The sequence below is a fragment of the Streptococcus sp. HMSC063B03 genome, assembly GCF_001836965.1.
Classification (GTDB): domain Bacteria; phylum Bacillota; class Bacilli; order Lactobacillales; family Streptococcaceae; genus Streptococcus; species Streptococcus pneumoniae_F.
This window is the reverse complement of sequence record NZ_KV831064.1, coordinates 219,136-243,740: the sequence shown is the minus strand read 5'-3', so window position 1 is coordinate 243,740 and position 24,605 is coordinate 219,136. Positions and strand designations below refer to the sequence as shown.

Here is a 24,605-nt window from a genome sequence, read left to right as displayed (position 1 = left end):
GCTAGGCAGATAGGACTAGGATTTAAAAAGTTTACAGAGGACGGTCTATAATGTCAGATAGAAAAAACATGAAACTTTTCGCACTCAACTCTAACCAAGAAATTGCACAGAAAATTGCTCAAGCTGTTGGTGTCCCACTTGGAAAACTATCATCACGTCAATTTTCAGACGGAGAAATTCAAGTAAATATTGAAGAAAGTGTCCGTGGTTATGATGTGTACATCATCCAATCAACAAGTTTCCCTGTTAACAACCACCTAATGGAATTGCTTATCATGGTCGACGCTTGTGTGCGTGCAAGTGCCCACAGCATCAACGTTGTTCTTCCATATTTTGGCTATGCACGTCAAGACCGCATCGCTTCACCTCGCGAGCCACTTACAGCAAAACTAGTTGCCAATATGCTAGTTAAGGCTGGTGTCGATCGTATCCTTACGCTTGATTTGCATGCCGTTCAAGTTCAAGGATTCTTTGATATTCCTGTTGATAACCTCTTCACAGTCCCCCTATTTGCAAAACATTATTGCGATAAGGGCTTACTTGGGTCAGATGTTGTTGTCGTCAGTCCTAAAAATTCAGGTGTCAAACGCGCTCGTAGCTTGGCTGAATATCTTGATGCTCCTATCGCCATTATCGATTACCCACAAGACGATGCAACTCGCAACGAAGGCTATATCATCGGTGATGTTGAAGGTAAAAAAGCCATCTTGATTGACGATATTTTAAATACAGGACGTACCTTCTCTGAAGCTGCTAAAATCGTTGAACGTGAAGGGGCTACAGAAATTTATGCTGTTTCTAGCCACGGTCTCTTCGTTGAAGGTGCTGCTGAACTTCTTAATAATACTAAGATTAAAGAAATTCTTGTGACTGATTCAGTAGCAACAAAAGAAAAAACTCCTAAAAACGTATGCTACATCACTGCTAGTGAGTTGATTGGTGATGCCATCGTCCGTATTCACGAAAGAAAACCAGTCAGCCCACTCTTTGCTTACAACAAAAAGAAATAAGGTGATTCTTTGATTTATTTGGACAATGCTGCGACGACTCCTATGTCAGCAGTTGCTATTTCAGCTATGACCAAGGTTATGCAAGAAACCTATGGAAATCCTTCTAGTATCCATGGTCATGGTCGTCAAGCTGGCAAACTCTTGAGAGAAGCCCGTCAGGAACTAGCTCAGTTACTTGGGACAAAACCTCAACATATCTTTTTCACTTCTGGTGGGACTGAAGGCAACAATACTGCTATCATTGGCTACTGTCTTCGTCATCAAGAACAAGGAAAACATATCATCACAACTGCTATTGAGCACCATGCCGTCCTTGAAACGATTGATTACTTGGTTCAACACTTTGGTTTTGAAGCAACCATTATCCAACCAGAAAATCAAGAAATCACAGCCCAACAGATTCAAAAAGCTTTACGTGATGATACAATTTTGGTTTCTACCATGTTTGCCAATAATGAGACGGGAAACCTACTGCCCATTGCTGAAATTGGCCGAATAATCAAACAACACCCTGCTGCCTATCATGTCGATGCAGTTCAGGTTATTGGTAAAATCCCTATACACCCAGAAGAATTGGGCATTGATTTTCTCACTGCTTCTGCCCATAAATTCCATGGCCCTAAGGGAATCGGCTTTCTCTACGCATCAAGCATGGACTTTGATTCCTATCTTCATGGCGGAGACCAAGAACAGAAAAAACGTGCAGGAACTGAAAATTTAGCTGCCATCGTAGGCATGGTTGCAGCCCTAAAAGAAGACCTTGAAAAACAAGAAGAACATTTTCAACATGTACAAAATCTAGAAACTGCCTTTCTGACAGAGCTAGAGGAAGTTCAGTATTACCTGAATAGAGGCGATCACCATCTCCCTTATGTTCTCAATATTGGATTTCCTGGACAGAAAAATGACCTCTTACTCCTTCGTCTAGATTTGGCTAGAATTTCAATCTCTACTGGTTCAGCCTGCACTGCAGGCATTGTACAATCCAGCCATGTTCTTGAAGCCATGTACGGGGCAAATTCAGAACGCTTGAAGGAAGCCGTTCGTATCAGTTTGTCGCCAGAAAATACTGTTGAAGACCTACATACCCTCGCAAAAACCTTAAAAGAAATTATCGGAGGTTAGCCATATGGCATTTGAAAAAACCATTCAGTTAAAAAATTGTCGCTACGACTACACTCTTAGCCCTTCTGTTAAAAAATTCACCCTTAAGGACAACACCTTTTTTGAGACTAAGGTTGGTAACTATGAATTGACTCGCCTTTTGGAAAAAGTTCCGAACAGCGGTGAGGGATTCCAGCTCAAAATCATCATTAACAAGGAACTTACAGGTGCTAAAATCAATATCACTGACAAGTTTGGGCTACGTCTAGTTGATATTTTCAAATCAGAAGACCACCACATTCATCAGGAAAAATTCTATTTCCTCATGGATAGCTTGGTAGAACGTGGTGTCTTTACAAAATCAGAAAGATAGGTTCCATATGTTTGAACTGACCTATAAGGATAGCTATCATGTAGAGCGCACTCTCAAGTATGAGGATTATGAGGCTCTCATGCTGGCTCTGTCAGGATGTGTGACTCTGCCAGATACACTTTATGTAACTTCTTTGACCTTTAAAGGGCAAGAAGTTTACCAAGGACTGGTCGGAGACCTCTACCGTTTTCTATCACATGCAGATTTTTTACATCAAAACTAAGATTTTTCTTAGTTTTTTTCTTGTTTTTGTTGATTTTTTCACAATGTTTCTATAAAATAGAAGAATAGAAAGGTTGTGATTTTGTGAAAGATAAACAGTCTGCTATTCCAAAAGCTACAGCGAAAAGACTCTCTCTCTACTATCGAATTTTTAAGAGATTTCATGCAGAAAAGATTGAACGTGCCAACTCTAAGCAAATTGCAGAGGCTATCGGTATTGATTCAGCGACCGTACGTCGGGATTTTTCCTATTTTGGTGAACTAGGTCGGCGTGGATTTGGCTATGATGTCAAAAAACTGATGACATTTTTTGCCGATTTGCTCAATGATAACTCCATCACCAATGTCATGCTGGTAGGTATTGGAAATATGGGCCATGCCCTTCTCCACTACCGCTTCCATGAGCGCAACAAGATGAAGATTATCATGGCCTTTGACCTAGATGACCATCCCGAAGTTGGAACCCAAACTCCTGATGGGATTCCTATTTACGGAATTTCTCAAATCAAGGATAAAATCAAGGATGCTGATGTCAAGACTGCTATCCTGACCGTTCCCAGCGTCAAGTCACAAGAAGTTGCTAATCTATTGGTTGATGCTGGCGTAAAAGGAATTCTCAGTTTTTCACCAGTCCATCTGCATTTACCAAAAGACGTGGTCGTTCAGTATGTTGATTTGACAAGTGAACTCCAAACCCTCCTCTACTTCATGCGAAAAGAGGATTAGAAAGCGAAAATCATTTTATGAAAAAACCAGTTATTGGGATTACAGGAAACGAAAAAACTCATCCAGATGATGACATCATGATGAGCTACGTAGCAAAAGGCTTTGTTGAAGGCGTTAAAGACGCTGGAGGGATTCCCATCATCCTACCGATTGGTGATCAAGAAATGGCTAGCCACTATATCAGTATGATTGACAAGCTCATCTTGACAGGTGGGCAAAATGTTGATCCAAAATTCTATGGTGAACCAAAAACCATTGATAGCGATGACTACCACCATCAAAGAGATATCTTCGAACTGGCCCTCATCAAGGAAGCAATTAAACAGAAAAAGCCAATTTTTTCTGTCTGCCGTGGAACACAACTCTTTAACGTTGCCATGGGTGGAACTTTGTACCAAGATATCGAAGACCATTGGCAGGATTGTTCTGCTGAGTACACAACTCAACGCTTAGTGACAGAACCTGATACAGTTCTTCGAGAAATCTATGGAGAAATCTCCCATATCAACTCCTTCCACCACCAGAGTATCAAGGATTTAGCACCAAATTTAAAGATTGCGGCCCATGATCCTAAAGATGGTATCATTGAAGCTGTCATGAGTACGGATGATTTCGCCTTTCTCGGTGTCCAATGGCATCCAGAATTTCTATTTGAAAATCGTCCCAAAGATAAAAACCTCTTTGACTATGTCGTTAATGAACTTTAGATTAAATCTGTTTTTTCACGATAACTAAAGTAACTAGAATGTGAGACAATCAAATGGTCCAAGAGGACAATCCCCATCAGGTCACAAGCATCTTTGACAAGTTTTGTAACATGATCATCATTTCGGCTAGGCGCTACCGCTCCTGAAGGATGGTTGTGAACCAAGATGAGAGAAGTCGCCATATGCTTGATAGCATAGTGAAGAATCTCTCGCGGCTCAGCAATACTACGAGTTGCAGAACCGATAAAAATGGTCTGTTGATGGATGATTTGATTTTGAGTATTGAGATAGAGCGCCACCAGGTGCTCTTGTTTTTTATGTCCCAATTCCTGCTGCATCTTCTTGGCCAACTTTTGGCTACTGAGAATACTTTCCATCTCAAGAGTCTCGTGTTTGTGAATACGATGCCCAAGTTCAATCATGGCTTGCAATTCTATGGCCTTAACACGACCGATACCAGACAGACTCTGCAATTCCTGCAGGGTCATTTTTTTCAAATCCGTTAGGCTTGAAAGGTTGTTCAAAACTTTCTGGGCAATTTCAAAAACGCTGGCTTGACGTGTTCCTGTCCTAAGTAAAATAGCTAGCAACTCTTGATTACTGAGCGCTTCTACTCCTTCTTTTGCCAGCCTTTCTCTTGGCAATAATGAATCTTCTTGGAATGAAATACTGTACATAAAAATCCTCCTCACTTTATTATTCGTGAGAAGGATGGAAAATTAGATTTTTTTCTCAATTGGGGCTACACTAGCTAAAAGCTTTTTCAAACCTACTTCTGGGAAATTGATTTTCAATTCCTGCGTAGCACCGCTACCTGAAACTTCCAGAACAGTTCCCTCTCCCCATTTCTTGTGGAGGGCAATGTCACCAATAGACCAATTTGTCTCGCTAGACGCTGATTTTGCACCAGCCGTAAATTGACCAAATGGAAGGCCGCTTGACTGGATAGTTTTTGGTGCTGCACTGCGTTTACGGTCTTGAAGAGCCTGCGCAAGACTCATACCTTGACCGAAGGCAAGATCACCACTGCTATAAGATGCCTTAAAGCTTGTATTTGCTGGACGAGCCAATCCTTGATACTCAAGCAAGTCTGAACTGATTTCGTTAATAAAACGAGTCGGACGGTTGTAGTTGGTACGACCAAAAAGTAAGCGCGAGTTAGCATTGGTCAGATAGAGAATTTTCTCTGCACGCGTGATACCTACATAGGCTAGACGGCGCTCTTCTTCCAGTTCATCTTGATCTTCAGCCGCACGGCTAAGTGGAAAGACATTTTCTTCCATCCCAATCAAAAAGACAACTGGAAACTCGAGACCTTTGGCAGCATGCAGGGTCATTAGGGTAACTTCTGATGTCTCCTGACTACCTGAATCTGTGTCCGCAATCAAAGCCAAGTCATTTAAGAAACGACTCAGCTTATCCAGACCAGTTTCCTCTTCTGGCTCATCAGAGGTGTCATCAAAGTTTTTCGTTACAGAAAGGAACTCTTCGATATTTTCAACCCTAGCCTTGCTTTCTAAGGTCGCTTGAGCATTTAGAATATCGACGTAACCTGTTTTTTCAAGGACAGCCTCAACCAACTCTGTAATATTTAATTGATCTAGCTGCTCTCGTAAATCTAGAATCATATTGGCGAAATCCCAGATAGACTGGGCTGCCTTACCTTTGATCCCAGACAACATGATATTAGCTGAAGCATCTAGCATAGACATGTCTTGCATATTCGCAAAGTCACGGATTTTCTCAACCGTTCCTGGCCCAATTCCACGTTTAGGCTCGTTGATAATGCGCTCAAAACTGATATTGTCACTCAAATTGGCAATGAGGTTGAGGTAAGCGATAATATCTCGGATTTCCTTACGGCTGTAGAACTTTGTCCCACCAACCATGGTATAAGGAATGTTTGACTTGAGCAGGGCTTCCTCAATAGTACGAGACTGGGCGTTAGTACGATAGAGAACTGCAAAATCCTTGTGAAGGAATTTTTGGTTGCGACCAAGTTCATCGATAGTTCTGGCTACAAATACAGCCTCATCTAGCTCATCATTGGCACGATAGTAAACGATTTGTTCCCCATCAGCATTTTGAGTCCAGAGATTCTTGGGACGGCGATTTTTATTGTTTTTAATGACCTCGTTGGCCGCTTGGAGAATGGTTTTAGTTGAGCGGTAATTCTCCTCTAACAAAACAACCTTGGCTTGTGGATAATCCTTTTCGAAGTCCAAGATATTCTGCATATCAGCACCACGCCAACCGTAGATAGACTGGTCCGCATCCCCAACCACACAGATATTTTTAAAACGGGAAGCCAAGAGTTTGACTAGTTGGTACTGAGCGTGGTTGGTATCTTGGTACTCATCAACATGGATGTACTGAAACTTCTGCTGGTAGTAGGTCAAGACATCCGGATTTTGATCAAAGAGACGCAAGGTCAGCATAATCAAATCATCAAAGTCAACCGACTCCGACTGACGCAATTCTTTTTGGTAAGCAGTGTAACACTGGGCCACGATTTGCGCATACATATCGCCAGCTTGGGCAGCATAAGCCACATCATCAATCAAATCATTCTTAGCATTGGAAATGGTCCCCAAAATAGTTCGTTCATTCCATTTTTTAGGATCCAGGTTCAACTGCTTAAGAATGCGTTTCATGAGCGTTCGTTGTTCACCAGGATCAACAATTGTAAAATTACGATTGTAGCCAATATGATCCGCATCGCGACGCAAAATACGAACGCACATGGAGTGGAAGGTCGCAATCAGACAATCCTGAGTAGCTGGATTGAGGCTATAAGCACGCTCTTTCATCTCACGCGCAGCCTTATTAGTAAAGGTAATGGCCAAGATATTCCATGGATTGACCATCTTTTCATCAATCAAATAAGCAATACGGTGGGTCAAAACTCGGGTCTTCCCAGAACCAGCCCCTGCCATGATTAACAAGGGACCCTCTGTCGTTTGCACCGCCTCAGCCTGACGGTCATTCATTCCATTTAATAATGCGTTCATCTTCTCTTCCTTACTCTTGAAGTCAATATTTCTATTATATCAGAATTCAGGGAAAATATCTTTACCTAGACTGGTTACGTGTAGAAGGCAACTTCTTATATCTAGATAAAAAATGAGCTTGGATATTATTTCCAAACTCATTTAAAGTCAATTGCAATATACTAGAACAAGCCTAGAACAGTTCCATCGCTTTCAACATCCATGTTGAGAGCTGCTGGACGTTTTGGTAGGCCTGGCATGGTCATGACATCGCCAGTTAAGGCAACGATGAAGCCTGCACCTAATTTTGGTACCAATTCACGAATGGTAATTTCAAAGTTTTCAGGTGCTCCAAGTGCATTTGGATTGTCTGAGAAGCTATACTGGGTCTTAGCCATACAGATTGGCAATTTGTCCCAACCGTTTTGAACGATTTGAGCGATTTGTGTTTGAGCTTTCTTCTCAAAGTTCACTTTACTACCACGGTAGATTTCAGTAACAATCTTTTCAATCTTTTCTTGAACAGAAAGGTCATTGTCATACAAACGTTTGTAATTAGCTGGGCTTTCAGTAATTGTCTTAACCACCGTTTCAGCAAGAGCTACTCCACCTTCGGCACCATCAGCCCAGACACTAGCCAGCTCAACTGGAACATCAATTGAGGCACAGAGTTCTTTCAAGGCTGCAATTTCAGCTTCTGTATCAGATACAAATTCGTTAATCGCAACAACTGCAGGAATACCGAACTTACGGATATTTTCAACGTGGCGTTTCAAGTTAGCAAAACCGGCACGAACCGCCTCCACATTTTCCTCTGTCAAAGCGTCTTTAGCCACACCACCATTCATCTTAAGGGCACGAAGGGTTGCGACAATAACTACTGCATCTGGAGATGTTGGCAAGTTTGGCGTCTTAATATCAAGGAATTTCTCGGCACCAAGGTCTGCACCAAAACCAGCTTCAGTAACTGTGTAATCAGCCAGGTGAAGGGCTGTGCTTGTTGCTAAGACAGAGTTACATCCGTGAGCAATATTGGCAAATGGACCACCGTGCACAAAGGCAGGTGTTCCATAAATTGTCTGAACCAGGTTTGGCTTAATAGCATCCTTCAAAATCAATGCTAAGGCACCTTCAACCTGCAAATCACCTACAGAAACAGGTGTACGGTCATAGCGATAACCGATAACGATATTAGCCAAACGGCGTTTCAAGTCCTCGATATCCGTTGCCAAGCAAAGAATCGCCATGATTTCGGAAGCGACGGTAATGTCAAAGCCATCCTCACGAGGAATACCATTTAAAGGGCCACCAAGTCCAACGGTCACATGGCGAAGAGCACGATCATTCAAGTCCACTACACGTTTCCAGAGGATACGACGTTGGTCAATTCCCAACTCATTTCCTTGGTGTAAGTGGTTGTCAATCAAGGCAGAAAGCGCATTGTTGGCAGTCGTAATGGCATGCATGTCCCCCGTAAAGTGTAGGTTGATGTCTTCCATTGGCAGAACTTGAGCGTAACCACCTCCTGCAGCACCTCCCTTAATACCCATTACTGGACCAAGAGATGGTTCGCGAATAGCGATCATGGTTTTCTTGCCAATCTTGTTCAAGGCATCCGCAAGACCAATGGTAATAGTTGATTTTCCTTCACCTGCAGGTGTTGGGTTGATGGCAGTCACCAAAATCAATTTCCCAACTAGATTGCTCTCAACTGCACGAATTTTATCAAAGCTGAGCTTAGCCTTGTACTTTCCGTACAACTCCAAATCGTCGTAAGAAATACCAAGTTTCTCTACAACATCAACGATTGGCTTCAACTCAATACTCTGTGCGATTTCAATATCTGTTTTCATTCAAAACTCCTCTAACCTCTTATATGATAATTCATTATAACACAAAACAAGATTTTTAACACCCTTAAATTCTCTAAACGTTCGTAAATATCCCTTGTTTTTGAGATTTTTAGAGCCCTTTCTTAAATTTTATATGGCTTTATAGTTTGAAACTATATTCTTTCCTTTTACCAAAATTTTATCACTTTCATTTTACTTACCGTTTATTTTTGTGTACAATAGTGCTATGAAAATTTTAGTTACATCGGGCGGTACCAGTGAAGCTATCGATAGCGTCCGCTCTATCACTAACCATTCTACAGGTCGTTTGGGCAAAATCATCACAGAAACCTTGCTTGCTGCAGGACATGAAGTTTGTTTAATTACTACAAAACGAGCTCTGAGGCCAGAAGCCCATCCCAACCTAAGTATTATAGAAATTAACAATACCAAGGACCTTCTCCTTGAAATGCAAGAACGTGTTAAGGATTATCAGATCTTGATTCACTCAATGGCTGTATCTGACTACACTCCTGTTTATATGACGGGGATGGAGGAAGTTCAGGCTAGCTCCAATCTAGAAGAATTTTTAAGCAAGCAGAATCATCAAGCTAAGATTTCTTCAACTGATGAGGTTCAAGTTTTGTTTCTGAAAAAAACACCCAAAATCATCTCTCTAGTCAAGGAATGGAATCCTGCTATTCATCTGATTGGTTTCAAACTGCTGGTTGATGTTAACGAAGATCATCTGGTTGACATTGCTAGAAAAAGTCTTATCAAGAACCAAGCTGACTTGATTATCGCAAATGACCTGACTCAAATTTCAGCAAACCAGCATCGTGCAATCTTTGTTGAAAAAGATCAGCTTCAAACAGTCCAGACTAAAGAAGAAATTGCAGAACTCCTCCTTGAAAAAATTCAAGCCTATAATTCATAGAAAGGAAAGCTATGGCAAATATTCTCTTGGCTGTAACGGGGTCTATCGCCTCTTACAAGTCGGCAGATTTAGTCAGTTCTCTAAAAAAACAAGGCCATCAAGTCACTGTTTTAATGACTCAGGCTGCTACAGAGTTTATCCAACCTTTGACTCTACAGGTATTATCACAGAATCCTGTCCACCTGGATGTCATGAAGGAACCCTATCCTGAACAGGTTAATCATATCGAACTTGGAAAAAAGGCGGATGTATTCATCGTGGCCCCTGCAACTGCTAACACTATCGCAAAACTAGCCCTTGGCTTTGCGGACAACATGGTGACCAGTACGGCTCTAGCCTTGCCAAGTCATATCCCAAAACTCATCGCACCAGCAATGAATACAAAAATGTATGACCATCCGGCAACTCAGGCTAATCTGAAAACATTAGAAAGCTACGGCTATCAGCTGATTGCTCCTAAGGAATCCCTACTAGCTTGTGGCGACCATGGACGAGGAGCTTTAGCCGACCTCACAATTATTTTAGAAAGAATAAAGGAAACTCTCGATGAAAAAACGCTCTAACATTGCACCTATTGCTATCTTTTTTGCAACCATGCTCGTGATACACTTTCTGAGCTCACTTATCTTTAACCTTTTTCCATTCCCAATCAAACCGACCATCGTTCATATTCCTGTCATTATTGCCAGCATTATTTACGGTCCACGCGTTGGGGTTACACTTGGATTTTTGATGGGGCTACTTAGTTTGACAGTTAATACGATTACAATTCTACCAACAAGCTACCTCTTCTCCCCATTCGTACCAAACGGGAACATCTACTCAGCTATCATTGCCATCGTCCCACGTATTCTGATTGGTTTAACTCCTTATCTAGTCTATAAACTGATGAAAAACAAGACAGGTCTGATTCTAGCTGGTGCCCTTGGTTCACTTACCAATACAGTCTTTGTACTTGGTGGAATTTTCTACCTTTTTGGAAATGTCTTTGATGGTAATATCCAAAAACTCTTAGCAACCGTTATTTCAACAAATTCAATTGCTGAATTAGTCATTTCCGCAGTTCTAACCCTAGCTATTGTTCCACGACTACAAACTTTGAAGAAATAAAAACAATCTCCACTTTCAAACCTGAAGGTGGAGATTTTGTTTGAGGTAGTTTCTTTTTAGTGAACCCTTTACTAATATTTAACTTAAAAGAGCAAATAAACCCAAGTAAATCCTTGCTTTATTGTCTTGTTTATTGTACTATACTAGTGTATATACAGATAAAAAGGAGATTCTTATGAATACACGGAAAAAGACACAATTTATGACAATGACTGCCCTTTTAACGGCTATTGCGATTTTGATTCCAATTGTTATGCCTTTTAAGATTGTCATTCCTCCTGCTTCCTATACTTTGGGGAGTCACATCGCTATTTTTATCGCTATGTTCTTGTCGCCCTTGATGGCAGTTTTTGTCATTCTAGCCTCTAGTTTTGGATTTTTGATGGCTGGCTATCCCATGGTTATCGTTTTTCGAGCTTTTTCCCATATCTTTTTTGGGACTTTGGGGGCTCTTTACCTACAAAAATTCCCCGATACCCTAGATAAACCAAAATCTTCCTGGATTTTTAACTTTGTTTTAGCGATTATCCATGCCCTTGCTGAAGTATTAGCCTGTGTCGTTTTTTACGCCACTTCCGGTACCAATATAGAAAATATGTTTTATGTTCTCTTTGTTCTAGTTGGATTTGGCACAATTATCCATAGTATGGTAGACTATACATTAGCACTAGCTGTCTATAAAGTGCTTCGAAAACGCCGTTAAAAGGAAAAGCTATGACAAAAGATCGCAAACAAGCCCTGCTCCAACTCTTGAAAGAAGCTCCTAAAGCCCTCAACGGCCAAAGTTTGGCGGAACATTTTCATGTCACACGTCAGGTCATTGTGCAGGACATTGCAATTTTGAGAGCCGATGGAGCTCCTATCCTATCCACTAATCGTGGCTACGTCTATAAGCAAATTGAAACCAATCCTTATGTTCACAAACTTTTCAAAGTGAAACATGAAGTTGAAGAAATCGGTCAAGAACTCCTTGCTATCGTAGATAATGGTGGACGTGTTCAAAATACCTTGATTGACCATCCCGTTTATGGAGAAATTGAAACCTTGCTAAAACTGTCTTGTCGCAGAGATGTGCAACATTTTCTAGAACAAGTCGAGCATTCAGATTTTAGACCTCTGTCTGAATTGACAGATGGGATCCATTACCACCTAGTCGAAGCTGAAACACAACAAGACCTCCGCTATATCGAGGAGGCCTTGGATCAGCTCGGTTATTTAGTAAAAGACTAGAAAATTTTCTTTTCCCAATCGTCTTCTGTACGGCGAGGGTAGAAAAATTCAGATTTGTCCGGAGCTTCCATCATCTCCATCAAGGGTAGCATATCATAGGCCAGATCCAAGTTTGGAATCTGGTCTTTTTGCACCCAAGAAACTTCTCCCTCTTCTGAAGATTGAAGAGTTCCAGTAAACTCAGTCGCCTTATAACAAACGACAATATATCGCCCACCTGTATCTAGTGGCCAATTTTTAATTCCAACAAGTTGAGGATTTTGAATAGTCAACCCTGTTTCTTCATAGATTTCACGAATGACAGACTCTGCGAAAGACTCGCCGTTTTCTACATGGCCTCCTGGAAAGGTATAACCTGACCAGCGATTAGTTTCAGGAGAGCGATACTGCATTACCACGCGCTGAGTTTCGAGATCTTCAATCAGGCAAATATTTGTTAAAATCGTTAATTGGGAACGGGACATAAATTTACTCGCTTTCTAATTTATTAAATTTTAGACTTAGTACCAGTACCATTAGCTTCTACTTTTTAAAATTATTTAGAATAGAATACCATCCGTTTTTCCTTTATAGGCTTTCCAAGTTCAAGTATCTTTTCTTGTCCATCAAAAGTAAAGCCCATTTTTTGATAGAAAGCAATGGCGCGCTTATTATCTTTCAATACCCATAAGAATATTTCAGAAAAATGATCAAGATCAGTCAAAGCTGCTTTCATTAACTTTTGTGCGATACCTTTTCCGTAATAGTCTTTTAAAACATATAAAGCAATAATTTCACCAGCTTGAATAGTCTCATCACGAAAGTTGCCATAACTGATAAAACCAACTACCTTCATGCCATCTATCGCAATCAATGTATTTTCTGGATACTTTTGACTAAAGAATCGACACCTTTCCAATGTCATTGTCTCCTGAAATTCTGCAGGCAAAAGGTCGTCATAAGCCTCTCTCCACGCTTTCCAGTGAACGAGAGATTTACTTTCTATCTCTTCAGGAGTTTCCATTGATTTGATAACAACCGTCATTTATTTTCTTCTCCTTAATCCAACAGTCTGACTTCCTTTGCTACTTTTTGTAGAAATTTTTCTCTTGTTGAACTTGTATTCACTTCACGTCCTAACTCTCCTAAGATTGAAACCCTCTTTGTTTTGATACCGCAATGATTCAGGACAGCATTCTTTAATACTGATATTCCATAACTGTCTGGAATATTAATCGGACCAGAAAATACTTTGTACCACCAAGTTGGTGCCATAGAGGTTGCATAGATACTAGCTGTTTTTCCTTTTAGTAATTTTTTGAACTGTTTACCTCTCAAGTAATTCAAAATAAAGCTTCCTCGATTATTTGCAGAGTATGCAATGCCTGGCGTAAAAACACGATCAATCCACCCCTTCAATAGACTAGGCATACCACTCCACCAAATAGGATAAACAAAAATGAAATGATCTGCCCACTGGATTAATTCTTGAGAGCGTAGAATAAACGGATCGTCCTCCATCCTTTGTCGATAACCATAACGTAAAACAGGATCAAACTCTTCTGCATTAAGATTAATCATTTCAAGTTCATGTCTATTTGAGTCTATGTTTTCTACAATCGTTTGAAAAATTGCTTGGCAGTAACTTTCTTTATCAGGATGTCCATTGATAACTAAAATATTCATAAAATTCCCCTAATCTAACGCCTTGACTTCCAACATCATATCACGAATCTGAGCTGCTAGTTCAAAGTCAAGCACTTCGACGGCTTCTTGCATTTGTTTTTCTAGTTTCTTGACAAGTTCCTTACGTTCTTGTTTGTTGAGGCTATTGATATCGACTTCCTTGTCCTCTTCCTTAGCAACTGCCTTGGTCACAGCAATCAGATCACGGATTTCTTTCTTGATTGTCTGAGGCACAATACCGTGTTCTTCATTATAGGCCATCTGGATTTTACGACGACGAGCAGTTTCATCGATGGCACGTTGCATAGACTGAGTCACAGTGTCCGCATACATAATGACATGCCCTTCGCTATTACGGGCAGCACGTCCAATGGTCTGGATGAGTCCACGCTCGTTACGGAGGAAGCCTTCCTTGTCAGCATCGAGAATGGCAACCAAGCTTACCTCAGGAACGTCAATCCCTTCACGGAGGAGGTTGATTCCGACCAAGACGTCAAAGACGCCCAAGCGCAGGTCACGGATAATCTCTGTCCGTTCCAAGGTCTTGATATCCGAGTGCATGTACTTGACCTTGATGCCCATTTCCTTGAAGTAGTCGGTCAAGTCTTCTGCCATCTTCTTGGTCAAAGTTGTGATAAAGGTTCGTTCGTTCTTTTCTACACGGGCATTGATTTCACCTAAGAGGTCATCAATCTGTCCCATAGTCGGACGAACTTCCACCTCAGGGTCCAAAAGACCGGTCGGACGAATGATTTGCTCAATCACTGTCTCGGTCTGTTCATTTTCATAGTCACCAGGTGTCGCTGAAACGTAAACAATCTGATGCACATGGCTTTCAAACTCTTCACGACGGAGAGGTCGATTGTCCAAAGCTGATGGCAAACGGAAACCATAATTAACCAGCATCTCCTTACGCGAACGGTCCCCATTGTACATGCCCTTGATTTGCCCCATTGTCATGTGGCTCTCATCAATCATAATTAAGAAATCATCTGGGAAAAAGTCGAGAAGGGTATAAGGAGGCTCACCCTCACTCCGTCCATCCATGTGACGTGAATAGTTCTCAACCCCGTTGGTATAGCCCATCTCACGCAGCATTTCGATATCATACTCTGTCCGCTGTTTCAAACGCTGGGCTTCCAGCAGTTTTCCTTCATTCTCAAAGACAGCTAACTGCTCCTCCAACTCGGCCTGAATCTTGGCAATGGCAACTTCCATGTGGTCATCATTAGTCACAAAGTGAGTAGCTGGGAAAATCGCCAAATGATCCACTTCTCCCAACACCTGACCTGTCAAAGCCTCAACTTCACGAATACGGTCAATTTCATCTCCAAAGAATTCTACTCGAAAGGCGTGTTCATCACGAGATGCTGGGAAAATCTCCACCACATCCCCACGCACACGAAATCTTCCCCGTTGGAAATCAATATCATTTCGCTCAAACTGAATATCAACCAAGTCATTTAAGAGTTTATCACGAGAAATTTCAAGACCTGGACGCAGACTAACGACGCTATCAGCGTATTCCTTGGGCGAACCCAGACCATAGATACAAGAAACGGAAGCTACGACGATAACATCATTACGCTCCAAAAGGGCTGAGGTAGCTGAGTGGCGAAGCTTGTCAATCTCATCATTGACAGAGCTATCCTTTTCAATATAGGTATCGCTAGAAGGGACATAGGCCTCTGGCTGGTAATAATCATAGTAGGACACAAAGTACTCAACTGCATTTTCAGGGAAAAATTCCTTAAACTCCCCATAGAGCTGTCCTGCTAGAGTTTTATTGTGGGCAATAACCAGAGTTGGTTTATTGACTTTGGAAATGACTTGACTCATGGTATAGGTCTTCCCTGTACCAGTCGCCCCCATCAGAATCTGAGCTTTTTCTCCCCCCTCGATATTATCAACCAACTGCTCAATAGCTTGAGGTTGGTCTCCTGAAGGTTGATATTTTGATACTAGTTTAAATTGATTATCTGTAATGCGGTTAATCATAAGAATCCTCTCTCCATGTGTTATTCCTATTTTAGCATACTTGTATCATTTTCACGAAGAAAAGGACAGACCGAAGTCACATCCTTTCATTTTCTTTCTTTAATTGATAAGCGAGATAAAGAATCAGCAGAAACAAAATAATACTGGACATGATGGAACCCTCAATACCAAAAGACCCACCAGATAGCCAGTCTTGATTGCCTTGTGGAGTAAATTTCATGATTGAGGTTCCTGAAGACTGACCACTAACTAATACTCCAAAGAGGTTACCCTGTGCAAAATTCCAAGCTCCATGAATACCACCTATACCCCATATGGTATCTGTTTTAAGAAGATATAGGGACATGGCAACCCCAAATAAAAAGAGATCAATTGCAGATAAGAAAGTTATGCCTGAATTTCCTAAATGCAGTAAGGTAAAGAGACTACTAGATATGATAATAGCGACTTTAAGATTGGTTCTCTTAGCCAATTGTGGAATCAACCAAGCACGAGTAACCAATTCTTCTGCCGTTCCTTGTAAAATCCAAAAAGGTATTGTAAATAAAGTAAAAGCTAGCGAATAAGTATCCAAGTGAATGGAGTCAAATTGATACTGCCCCAACACTACTAGTCCAGCCAAAGCAAGTATAAAGAGGGATAGACCAAGACCGTATCCTTTAAATAAGGCACTTAAAAAATTTTCTTTATAGAATCCCAAGGTTCGAATAGGTCTTTTCTCTACTTTTCTAGTCCATCTAAACACAGTTAAGATGATAAAACCAAAGGACAGCAATTCTAAAATTAAACGAAAGTCACTTGTTTTATCCGTCAAGCTCGCCAGCAAGTTTTGGAAGTAGCTTGCAAGATTTTGACCAGCCTCTCCAAAATTTCTAGCAAGTCCGATGAGAGCTAACAAGCTAATACCATACAAAGTAAAAGCCACAAACTCTCCTATGAAGACAAAAGCAAAGGCTAACAAGGGGCTTGTGTAAATGTTTAAACTCATTTTTGAAGCTTGGAAGTCTTTAAATATTCTTTTGTTCTTCATATCCCTGTCCTCTTTTCTTCTATATATACTATTATTATAGCACTTTTTAATAGCAATTCAAGGAAGAAAAGAAAAATCAATGTTACATTTTCTGACACAAAAATATAAAAATTTGCCTTTTTTTACTTTTTCTGATATAATGGGAAAATATTCGGAAAAGGAGACTAAAAATGAAGAAAAAATTTCTAGCATTTTTGCTAATTTTATTCCCAATTTTCTCATTAGGTATTGCCAAAGCTGAAACGATTAAGATTGTTTCTGATACCGCCTATGCACCTTTTGAGTTTAAAGATTCAGATCAAACTTATAAAGGAATTGATGTTGACATTATCAACAAAGTCGCTGAGATTAAAGGATGGAACATTCAGATGTCTTATCCTGGATTTGACGCAGCGGTGAATGCGGTTCAAGCTGGTCAAGCTGACGCTATCATGGCTGGAATGACAAAAACTGCTGAACGTGAAAAAGTTTTCACCATGTCTGATACTTACTATGATACAAAAGTTGTCATTGCAACCACAAAGTCACACAAGATTAGTCAGTATGACCAATTAAAGGGTAAAACTGTTGGTGTTAAAAACGGAACTGCTGCTCAACGTTTTCTTGAAAGTATCAAAGATAAATACGGCTTTAGTATTAAAACATTTGACACTGGTGATTTGATGAACAACAGCTTGAGTGCTGGTTCTATCGATGCTATGATGGATGATAAACCTGTTATCGAATATGCCATCAACCAAGGTCAAGACCTCCATATTGAAATGGATGGGGAAGCTGTAGGTAGTTTTGCTTTCGGTGTTAAAAAAGGAAGCAAATACGAGCATCTGGTTACTGAATTTAACCAAGCCTTGGCTGAAATGAAAAAAGATGGTAGTCTTGATAAAATCATCAAGAAATGGACTGCTTCATCATCTTCAGCAGTGCCAACTACAACGACTGCAGCTGGTCTAAAAGCAACTCCTGTTAAAGCTAAATACATCATTGCCAGTGATTCTTCTTTTGCACCTTTTGTGTTCCAAAACTCAAGTAACCAATTTACTGGTATTGATATGGACTTGATTAAGGCAATCGCTAAAGACCAAGGTTTTGAAATTGAAATCACCAACCCTGGTTTTGATGCTGCTATCAGTGCTGTCCAAGCTGGTCAAGCCGATGGTATCATTGCTGGTATGTCTGTCACAGATGCTCGTAAGGCAACTTTTGACTTCTCAGAATCATACTACACTGCCAATACTATCCTTGGTGTCAAAGAATCAAGTACCATTGCTTCTTATGAAGATTTGAAAGGAAAGACAGTCGGTGTTAAAAACGGAACTGCTTCTCAAACCTTCCTAACAGAAAATCAAAGCAAATACGGCTACAAAATCAAAACCTTCGCTGATGGTTCTTCAATGTATGACAGTTTAAACACTGGTGCCATTGATGCAGTTATGGATGATGAGCCTGTTCTCAAATATTCTATCAGCCAAGGTCAAAAATTGAAAACTCCAATCGCTGGAACTCCAATCGGTGAAACAGCCTTTGCCGTTAAAAAAGGAGCAAATCCAGAATTGATTGAAATGTTCAACAATGGACTTGCAAACCTTAAAGCAAACGGTGAATTCCAAAAGATTCTTGACAAATACCTAGCTAGCGAATCTTCAACCGCTTCAACAAGCACTGTTGACGAAACAACTATCTGGGGCTTGCTTCAAAACAACTACAAACAACTCCTTAGCGGTCTTGGTATCACTCTTGCTCTAGCTCTTATCTCATTTGCTATTGCCATTGTCATCGGGATTATCTTTGGTATGTTTAGCGTTAGCCCCTACAAATCTCTTCGTGTGATCTCTGAGATTTTCGTTGACGTTATCCGTGGTATTCCATTGATGATTCTTGCAGCCTTTATCTTCTGGGGAATTCCAAACTTCATCGAGTCTATCACAGGCCAACAAAGTCCAATTAACGACTTCGTAGCTGGTACTATCGCCCTCTCACTCAATGCAGCGGCTTATATCGCTGAAATCGTTCGTGGTGGTATTCAGGCTGTTCCGGTTGGTCAAATGGAAGCCAGCCGAAGCTTGGGTATCTCTTATGGAAAAACCATGCGTAAGATTATCTTGCCACAAGCAACTAAATTGATGTTGCCAAACTTTGTTAACCAATTCGTTATCGCTCTTAAAGATACAACCATCGTATCTGCCATCGGTTTGGTTGAACTCTTCCAAACTGGTAAGATTATCATCGCCCGTAACTACCAAAGTTTCAAGATGTATGCAATCCTTGCTATCTTCTATCTTGTAATTATCACACTTTTGACTAGACTAGCGAAACGCTTAGAAAAGAGGATTCGTTAATGGCAAAATTAAAAATTGATGTAAATGATTTACACAAACATTATGGAAAAAATGAGGTTTTAAAAGGAATTACGACTAAGTTCTATGAAGGAGATGTTGTTTGCATCATCGGTCCTTCAGGTTCTGGTAAATCGACCTTCCTTCGTAGCCTCAACCTTCTAGAAGAAGTCACTAGTGGTCACATCACTGTGAACGGCTATGACTTAACTGAAAAAACAACCAATGTTGACCACGTCCGTGAAAATATCGGAATGGTGTTCCAACACTTTAACCTCTTCCCTCACATGTCCGTATTGGACAACATCACCTTTGCTCCTATTGAGCACAAATTGATGACTAAGGAAGAAGCTGAAAAATTGGGAATGGAGTTGCTTGACAAGGTTGGGCTAGCAGATAAAGCTAATGCTAACCCAGATAGCCTATCAGGTGGTCAAAAACAACGTGTAGCCATCGCTCGTGGACTTGCAATGAATCCAGACATCATGCTCTTTGATGAACCAACTTCTGCCCTTGACCCTGAGATGGTTGGAGACGTACTAAACGTTATGAAGGAATTAGCTGAGCAAGGTATGACCATGATTATCGTAACCCATGAGATGGGATTTGCCCGTCAGGTTGCCAACCGCGTTATCTTTACTGCAGACGGTGAATTCCTAGAAGACGGAACACCAGATCAAATCTTTGACACCCCTCAACACCCTCGTCTGAAAGAGTTCTTGGACAAGGTCTTAAACGTCTAAACGCAAACTGTAAGGATTTCCTTGCAGTTTTTTTCTATCTCGTATTGGATTTTTTGATTTTTCGGAAAATTATGTTAGAATTAAGTTTATGAAATGAGGTTTCCTCATACCTAGCAAGACTAGGAATAAAAATAGAAATTAGGTAGCTAGATGTCATCTAAGGTTATTGTTACAATTTTCGGTGCGAGTGGAGACCTGGCTAAACGCAAGCTCTACCCTTCCCTTTTTAGATTATATAAATCCGGCAATCTTTCCGAGCACTTTGCAGTCATTGGAACTGCACGTCGTCCTTGGAGCAAGGAATATTTTGAATCTGTAGTAGTCGAATCAATCCTTGATTTGGCAGATAGTACCGAACAGGCTCAAGAATTCGCTAGCCACTTCTACTATCAAAGTCATGATGTCAACGATACAGAACACTACATTGCTTTACGTCAATTGCAGACTGAACTAAATGACAAGTACCAAGCTGAACACAACAAGCTCTTCTTCTTGTCTATGGCACCTCAGTTCTTTGGAACTATTGCCAAACACCTCAAGTCTGAAAACATTGTTGACGGTAAAGGTTTTGAACGCTTAATCGTTGAAAAACCATTTGGTACAGATTACGCAACTGCAAGCAAGTTGAATGACGAGCTCCTAGCAACATTTGACGAAGAACAAATTTTCCGTATCGACCATTATCTTGGTAAGGAAATGATCCAAAGTATCTTTGCAGTTCGCTTTGCAAACTTGATTTTTGAAAATGTGTGGAACAAGGACTTTGTCGATAATGTTCAAATTACCTTTGCGGAGCGCTTGGGTGTAGAAGAACGTGGTGGCTACTATGACCAATCTGGTGCCCTCCGCGACATGGTACAAAACCATACTTTGCAACTACTTTCCCTCCTTGCCATGGATAAGCCAGCAAGCTTCACAAAAGACGAGATTCGTGCTGAAAAGATTAAGGTCTTTAAAAATCTCTATCATCCAACTGATGAAGAGCTTAAAGAACACTTTATCCGTGGTCAATACCGTTCAGGTAAGATTGATGGCATGAAATACATTTCTTATCGTAGCGAGCCAAATGTTAATCCAGAATCAACAACTGAAACTTTCGCATCTGGTGCCTTCTTTGTAGACAGTGATCGCTTCCGTGGTGTTCCTTTCTTCTTCCGTACTGGTAAACGTCTGACTGAAAAAGGAACTCATGTCAACATTGTCTTTAAACAAATGGACTCTATCTTTGGAGAACCACTTGCTCCAAACATTTTGACCATCTATATTCAACCAACAGAAGGCTTCTCTCTTAGCCTAAATGGGAAGCAAGTAGGAGAAGAGTTCAACTTGGCTCCTAACTCACTTGATTACCGTACAGACGCGACCGCAACTGGTGCTTCTCCAGAACCATACGAGAAATTGATTTATGATGTATTAAATAACAACTCAACTAACTTTAGCCACTGGGATGAAGTTGGTGCGTCATGGAAATTGATTGACCGTATCGAAGAGCTCTGGGCTGAAAATGGTGCCCCACTTCATGACTATAAAGCTGGAAGCATGGGACCACAAGCAAGCTTTGACTTACTTGAAAAATTCGGTGCCAAATGGACTTGGCAACCAGACATCGCCTATCGTCATGATGGTCGCTTAGAATAAAAAAATTCCTGCAAGTTTGTAGCTTGCAGGATTTTTGCTTCTGATTAGATTAAGCCTTCCAAGAGACCCTTCATAAAGTTTTCTGAGTTAAACTCTCCAATATCATCAATTTTTTCACCAAAACCAATCAATTTTACAGGAATATTGAGTTCTTCACGGATGGCTAGAACCACACCACCTCGGGCAGTTCCATCAATCTTAGTCAAGACAATTCCTGTTAAAGGAGTGATTTTTGAAAATTCTTTGGCCTGTACCAGGGCATTTTGACCTGTTGATGCATCAAGTGCCAAGAAGGTTTCATGGGGTGCCTCTGGAACAACACGCTTGATGATACGACCAATCTTCTCCAACTCAGCCATGAGGTTGTCCTTGTTTTGCAGACGACCAGCAGTATCAATCATGAGAATATCGATACCTTCAGCTACAGCACGTTCCATACCATCAAAGACCACACTGGCTGGGTCAGCTTTTTCAGGTCCAGTCACAACTGGAACGTCAACACGACGGCCCCATTCAGCAAGCTGGGCTACTGCTCCTGCACGGAAGGTATCTGCCGCAACCAGCATGACCTTTTTACCAGCTTGTTTGTAGCGGTGAGCTAGTTTCCCGATAGAAGTTGTTTTCCCAACACCATTAACACCAACAAAGAGCATGACTGTCAAGCCATCTTGGAAGTGGATGCTTTCATCGTAGTTGCCATCCTTTTCATAAAGCTCAACCAATTTTTCAATAATAACTCGTCGAAGAGCATCAGGTTTCTTGGCGTTTTCAAGCTTGGCTTCGTAGCGTAACTCCTCTGTTAAGTTAGAAGCGACCTGTACACCAACGTCACTCATGATCAGCAATTCTTCTAGTTCCTCGAAAAATTCTTCGTCAACAGAACGGAAGTTGGCAAAGAAGGCGTTCAAGCGAGCACCGAATCCTGTACGAGTTTTCTTAAGACTGCGGTCATATTTTTCCTGAACAGTTTCTTCTAACTGAGACCTTTCTGGTTCAAGCACTTCAGAACTATTTTCTTCTACAGGCTCTTGGAGCTCAGTATTCTCTTCCTCTGTGACTTCTTCTGAGTTTGGAAATTCTTCTATTTCTTCTTGAGAAACTTCTACAGTTGGCTCTGAATCCAGACTTTCTTCAACTGTGTCTTGATTTTCCTCTTCTTGGAGCACAGCTTCTTCAGAACTTTCAACTTCTGCTACTTCTTGAGAAACTTCCTCAGCTTCTATATCTTCAGACAAATCAAGATTTTCCAGAGCTTCTTTTACAACTTCTTCGATTTTAGGTTCTTCTTTTTTTCCGAATAGACGGTCAAATAATCCCATATCTTAGTTCTCCTTTAGCACATATTCTTCGATAGCCCAGGCGACAGCCTCTTCATCATTGGTCATTGGCGTCACTACATTTGCGACTGCCTTGACTTCAGGAACAGCGTTTTGCATGGCAACACCGAGCCCTGCCCACTCAATCATAGAAAGGTCATTAGCCTCATCACCACATGCCATAACTTGGCTTTGGTCGATTCCAAGATGGCTGATTAGTTTTGCCAAACCTGTTGCTTTATGAACATTCTTTGGTGACCACTCTAGCAACATTTCACGTGATTTAAAGATTTCATATTGGTCAAACAATTCTGGAGAAATCTTCTGAATAGCTGCATCCAAGGGTTCTTGAGCAAAGGCAGTCACACATTTATTATAAGTCATTTGACTAGATAAGTCTGCAAAGTCCACTGGAACAAAAGTCAAAGCTGGATTGAATTTGGCATAAAGACTTTCTTGGTCGGATTGAATTTGATAAACAGTTCCTTCTGAGATAGCATCAAGAGGCAGTGATAATTTCTCTGTTTCCTCATACAAGCGTGCCACATCATCATATGAAAAAACTGTCTTATCAAGGATTTCACCTGTATTTTTCTGAACTAATCCACCATTAAAGGTAATCGTATACTCATCTTCCTGACCGTCAGTCCCTAGCTCATGGAGAAAGAAATCCATAGCTTTTAAGGGACGACCAGTGGTCAATACGACCTTGATACCACGATCACGCGCAGCTTTCAAGGTTGCTTTGGTACGATCCGTCAACCTTTTATCAGTAGTCAGCAAGGTCCCGTCCAAGTCCAATGCGATCAATTTTATATCTGTCATTATAAACCCTCCATATAAGCTATAACCGACTGGTCCTTATGGTGACCAATCACAGTCTCTGCTAATTCTAAAATTTCTGGTCGTGCATTTTCAGGAGCTACAGGATGTCCCACAACCTGCATCATATGCAAGTCATTAAGATTGTCTCCAAAACCCATAACCTGATCCATTGTGATACCAAGTTTTTTAGCTAATTCAACAATGGCCACTCCCTTATCGACATAGTCCAGAACAATATCAATGGATTCAAAGCCAGTTGTCATGGCCTTAACACCAGGGACATTTTCATTAACCCAAGCTTCCCCAGCTTCTAGCGTTTCTTCTGTGAAGTTGGTTGTAAATTTGAAAATGTCATCTGTAATATCTTCCAGACTTGCTACTTTTTGGATATTTTCATTATAGTGCTGACTCTCTTTCAAATAGGTTGCATTAACCGTATCTAACACATAAGAACCCTTCTTACCCGTCAAGAGCAGTTTATTGATATCTACATAAGGTGACGTTTTCAGCTTTTCAAAAGTCGTCAAATAAAACTCACGAGACATGGTAGCTTCATACAAGTCCTGACCTTGATATTCTACCAAACTGCCATTTTCCGCGATGAAAATAATGTCATCACGAACATCAGCAAATAATTTTTCTAGAGACAGAAATCCGCGCCCTGAAGCTACCGCAAAGTAAATCCCTTTTTCTTTGTAGGAAGCTAAGAGAGACTTGAGGCGGTCCATATCAAAGCGTCCATTCTCATCTAGGAAGGTTCCGTCCATATCCGTTGCTACTAGTTTAATCATAAAATCTTTCTTACTCCGATTAGTA

The 24,605-nt window shown here is 40.8% G+C and carries 25 protein-coding genes; 14 read left to right on the top strand and 11 right to left on the bottom strand.

Going from position 1 to position 24,605, the window contains the following annotated elements; genetic code table 11:
* Positions 1-50 precede the first annotated feature (50 nt).
* The 6 genes from HMPREF2628_RS09775 (at position 51) to HMPREF2628_RS09750 (ending at position 4,142) form a co-directional block, all read left to right on the top strand.
* Positions 51-1,010: a ribose-phosphate diphosphokinase gene (locus HMPREF2628_RS09775; protein WP_070843042.1), complete on the top strand. Its 960-nt coding sequence runs from the start codon at positions 51-53 to the stop codon at positions 1,008-1,010.
* A gap of 9 nt (positions 1,011-1,019) precedes the next feature.
* Positions 1,020-2,135 (top strand): cysteine desulfurase family protein, encoded by a 1,116-nt coding sequence (locus HMPREF2628_RS09770; RefSeq protein ID WP_070843041.1) that lies wholly within the window; start codon positions 1,020-1,022, stop codon positions 2,133-2,135.
* 4 nt (positions 2,136-2,139) lie between these two features.
* On the top strand, positions 2,140-2,487 hold the full coding sequence (locus HMPREF2628_RS09765) for a DUF1831 domain-containing protein (protein ID WP_000863540.1): 348 nt from the start codon (positions 2,140-2,142) through the stop codon (positions 2,485-2,487).
* Positions 2,488-2,494: 7 nt separating this feature from the next.
* Positions 2,495-2,710 (top strand): DUF4649 family protein, encoded by a 216-nt coding sequence (locus HMPREF2628_RS09760; RefSeq protein WP_000462491.1) that lies wholly within the window; start codon positions 2,495-2,497, stop codon positions 2,708-2,710.
* 83 nt (positions 2,711-2,793) lie between these two features.
* A complete protein-coding gene (locus HMPREF2628_RS09755; RefSeq protein ID WP_000653417.1) occupies positions 2,794-3,435 on the top strand; it encodes a redox-sensing transcriptional repressor Rex in 642 nt (213 codons plus the stop codon).
* 17 nt (positions 3,436-3,452) lie between these two features.
* Positions 3,453-4,142, top strand: coding sequence for a gamma-glutamyl-gamma-aminobutyrate hydrolase family protein (locus HMPREF2628_RS09750; protein WP_070843040.1), 690 nt, complete (start codon positions 3,453-3,455; stop codon positions 4,140-4,142).
* Here the strand turns inward: HMPREF2628_RS09750 and radC are convergent.
* The 3 genes from radC to HMPREF2628_RS09735 all read right to left on the bottom strand — a co-directional run bounded on the left by radC (position 4,139) and on the right by HMPREF2628_RS09735 (position 8,985).
* Positions 4,139-4,819, bottom strand: a complete 681-nt coding sequence (gene radC, locus HMPREF2628_RS09745; RefSeq protein WP_070843039.1) for a RadC family protein — start codon at positions 4,817-4,819, stop codon at positions 4,139-4,141. The two genes, HMPREF2628_RS09750 and radC, sit on opposite strands and share 4 nt — an antisense overlap.
* A gap of 42 nt (positions 4,820-4,861) precedes the next feature.
* Positions 4,862-7,153 (bottom strand): DNA helicase PcrA, encoded by a 2,292-nt coding sequence (gene pcrA / locus HMPREF2628_RS09740; RefSeq protein WP_070843038.1) that lies wholly within the window; start codon positions 7,151-7,153, stop codon positions 4,862-4,864.
* A gap of 161 nt (positions 7,154-7,314) precedes the next feature.
* Complete coding sequence (locus HMPREF2628_RS09735) at positions 7,315-8,985, bottom strand: formate--tetrahydrofolate ligase (RefSeq protein ID WP_070843037.1); 1,671 nt, start codon at positions 8,983-8,985, stop codon at positions 7,315-7,317.
* A gap of 226 nt (positions 8,986-9,211) precedes the next feature.
* Here HMPREF2628_RS09735 and coaB point away from each other — a divergent pair, with 226 nt between their 5' ends.
* The 5 genes from coaB (at position 9,212) to HMPREF2628_RS09710 (ending at position 12,241) form a co-directional block, all read left to right on the top strand.
* Positions 9,212-9,901 carry a phosphopantothenate--cysteine ligase gene (gene coaB / locus HMPREF2628_RS09730; protein WP_070843036.1) on the top strand — a complete coding sequence of 230 codons (690 nt, stop codon included), beginning with the start codon at positions 9,212-9,214 and terminating at the stop codon, positions 9,899-9,901.
* An 11-nt stretch (positions 9,902-9,912) separates the two neighbouring features.
* The gene (gene coaC, locus HMPREF2628_RS09725) at positions 9,913-10,464 is read left to right on the top strand and encodes a phosphopantothenoylcysteine decarboxylase (RefSeq protein ID WP_070843035.1); all 552 of its coding nucleotides are present in this window, start codon (positions 9,913-9,915) and stop codon (positions 10,462-10,464) included.
* A complete protein-coding gene (locus HMPREF2628_RS09720) occupies positions 10,448-11,011 on the top strand; it encodes an ECF transporter S component (protein ID WP_000747412.1) in 564 nt (187 codons plus the stop codon). The genes coaC and HMPREF2628_RS09720 overlap by 17 nt, the downstream gene beginning before the upstream one ends.
* Positions 11,012-11,186: 175 nt before the next feature.
* Positions 11,187-11,714 (top strand): ECF transporter S component, encoded by a 528-nt coding sequence (locus tag HMPREF2628_RS09715; RefSeq protein WP_070843034.1) that lies wholly within the window; start codon positions 11,187-11,189, stop codon positions 11,712-11,714.
* A gap of 11 nt (positions 11,715-11,725) precedes the next feature.
* A complete protein-coding gene (locus HMPREF2628_RS09710; RefSeq protein WP_070843033.1) occupies positions 11,726-12,241 on the top strand; it encodes a transcription repressor NadR in 516 nt (171 codons plus the stop codon).
* Here the strand turns inward: HMPREF2628_RS09710 and HMPREF2628_RS09705 are convergent.
* The 5 genes from HMPREF2628_RS09705 to HMPREF2628_RS09685 all read right to left on the bottom strand — a co-directional run bounded on the left by HMPREF2628_RS09705 (position 12,238) and on the right by HMPREF2628_RS09685 (position 16,934).
* A complete protein-coding gene (locus HMPREF2628_RS09705) occupies positions 12,238-12,705 on the bottom strand; it encodes an 8-oxo-dGTP diphosphatase (protein ID WP_070843032.1) in 468 nt (155 codons plus the stop codon). The genes HMPREF2628_RS09710 and HMPREF2628_RS09705 overlap by 4 nt on opposite strands.
* A gap of 71 nt (positions 12,706-12,776) precedes the next feature.
* Positions 12,777-13,265, bottom strand: a complete 489-nt coding sequence (locus HMPREF2628_RS09700) for a GNAT family N-acetyltransferase (protein WP_070843031.1) — start codon at positions 13,263-13,265, stop codon at positions 12,777-12,779.
* Between the two features lie 14 nt (positions 13,266-13,279).
* Positions 13,280-13,906 carry an NAD(P)H-dependent oxidoreductase gene (locus HMPREF2628_RS09695; protein ID WP_070843030.1) on the bottom strand — a complete coding sequence of 209 codons (627 nt, stop codon included), beginning with the start codon at positions 13,904-13,906 and terminating at the stop codon, positions 13,280-13,282.
* Positions 13,907-13,915: 9 nt separating this feature from the next.
* Positions 13,916-15,904: an excinuclease ABC subunit UvrB gene (gene uvrB / locus HMPREF2628_RS09690; protein ID WP_070843029.1), complete on the bottom strand. Its 1,989-nt coding sequence runs from the start codon at positions 15,902-15,904 to the stop codon at positions 13,916-13,918.
* Between the two features lie 76 nt (positions 15,905-15,980).
* Complete coding sequence (locus HMPREF2628_RS09685; protein ID WP_070843028.1) at positions 15,981-16,934, bottom strand: CPBP family intramembrane glutamic endopeptidase; 954 nt, start codon at positions 16,932-16,934, stop codon at positions 15,981-15,983.
* 170 nt (positions 16,935-17,104) lie between these two features.
* Here HMPREF2628_RS09685 and HMPREF2628_RS09680 point away from each other — a divergent pair, with 170 nt between their 5' ends.
* From HMPREF2628_RS09680 to zwf, 3 genes are all read left to right on the top strand, one after another.
* Positions 17,105-19,270, top strand: coding sequence for an ABC transporter substrate-binding protein/permease (locus tag HMPREF2628_RS09680; protein WP_049487243.1), 2,166 nt, complete (start codon positions 17,105-17,107; stop codon positions 19,268-19,270).
* Positions 19,270-20,010: an amino acid ABC transporter ATP-binding protein gene (locus HMPREF2628_RS09675; RefSeq protein WP_004254183.1), complete on the top strand. Its 741-nt coding sequence runs from the start codon at positions 19,270-19,272 to the stop codon at positions 20,008-20,010. Before HMPREF2628_RS09680 ends, HMPREF2628_RS09675 begins: the two co-directional genes overlap by 1 nt.
* Before the next feature lie 150 nt (positions 20,011-20,160).
* Positions 20,161-21,648: a glucose-6-phosphate dehydrogenase gene (gene zwf, locus HMPREF2628_RS09670; RefSeq protein WP_070843027.1), complete on the top strand. Its 1,488-nt coding sequence runs from the start codon at positions 20,161-20,163 to the stop codon at positions 21,646-21,648.
* A gap of 44 nt (positions 21,649-21,692) precedes the next feature.
* On the opposite strand, the gene ftsY is transcribed toward zwf, so the two are convergent.
* From ftsY to HMPREF2628_RS09655, 3 genes are read right to left on the bottom strand one after another with little or no spacing between them, the layout of a single operon-like run.
* The gene (ftsY, locus tag HMPREF2628_RS09665) at positions 21,693-22,967 is read right to left on the bottom strand and encodes a signal recognition particle-docking protein FtsY (protein WP_070843026.1); all 1,275 of its coding nucleotides are present in this window, start codon (positions 22,965-22,967) and stop codon (positions 21,693-21,695) included.
* Between the two features lie 3 nt (positions 22,968-22,970).
* The gene (locus tag HMPREF2628_RS09660; RefSeq protein ID WP_070843025.1) at positions 22,971-23,789 is read right to left on the bottom strand and encodes a Cof-type HAD-IIB family hydrolase; all 819 of its coding nucleotides are present in this window, start codon (positions 23,787-23,789) and stop codon (positions 22,971-22,973) included.
* Positions 23,789-24,580 (bottom strand): Cof-type HAD-IIB family hydrolase, encoded by a 792-nt coding sequence (locus tag HMPREF2628_RS09655; RefSeq protein WP_070843024.1) that lies wholly within the window; start codon positions 24,578-24,580, stop codon positions 23,789-23,791. Before HMPREF2628_RS09655 ends, HMPREF2628_RS09660 begins: the two co-directional genes overlap by 1 nt.
* Between the last annotated feature and the right edge of the window lie 25 nt (positions 24,581-24,605).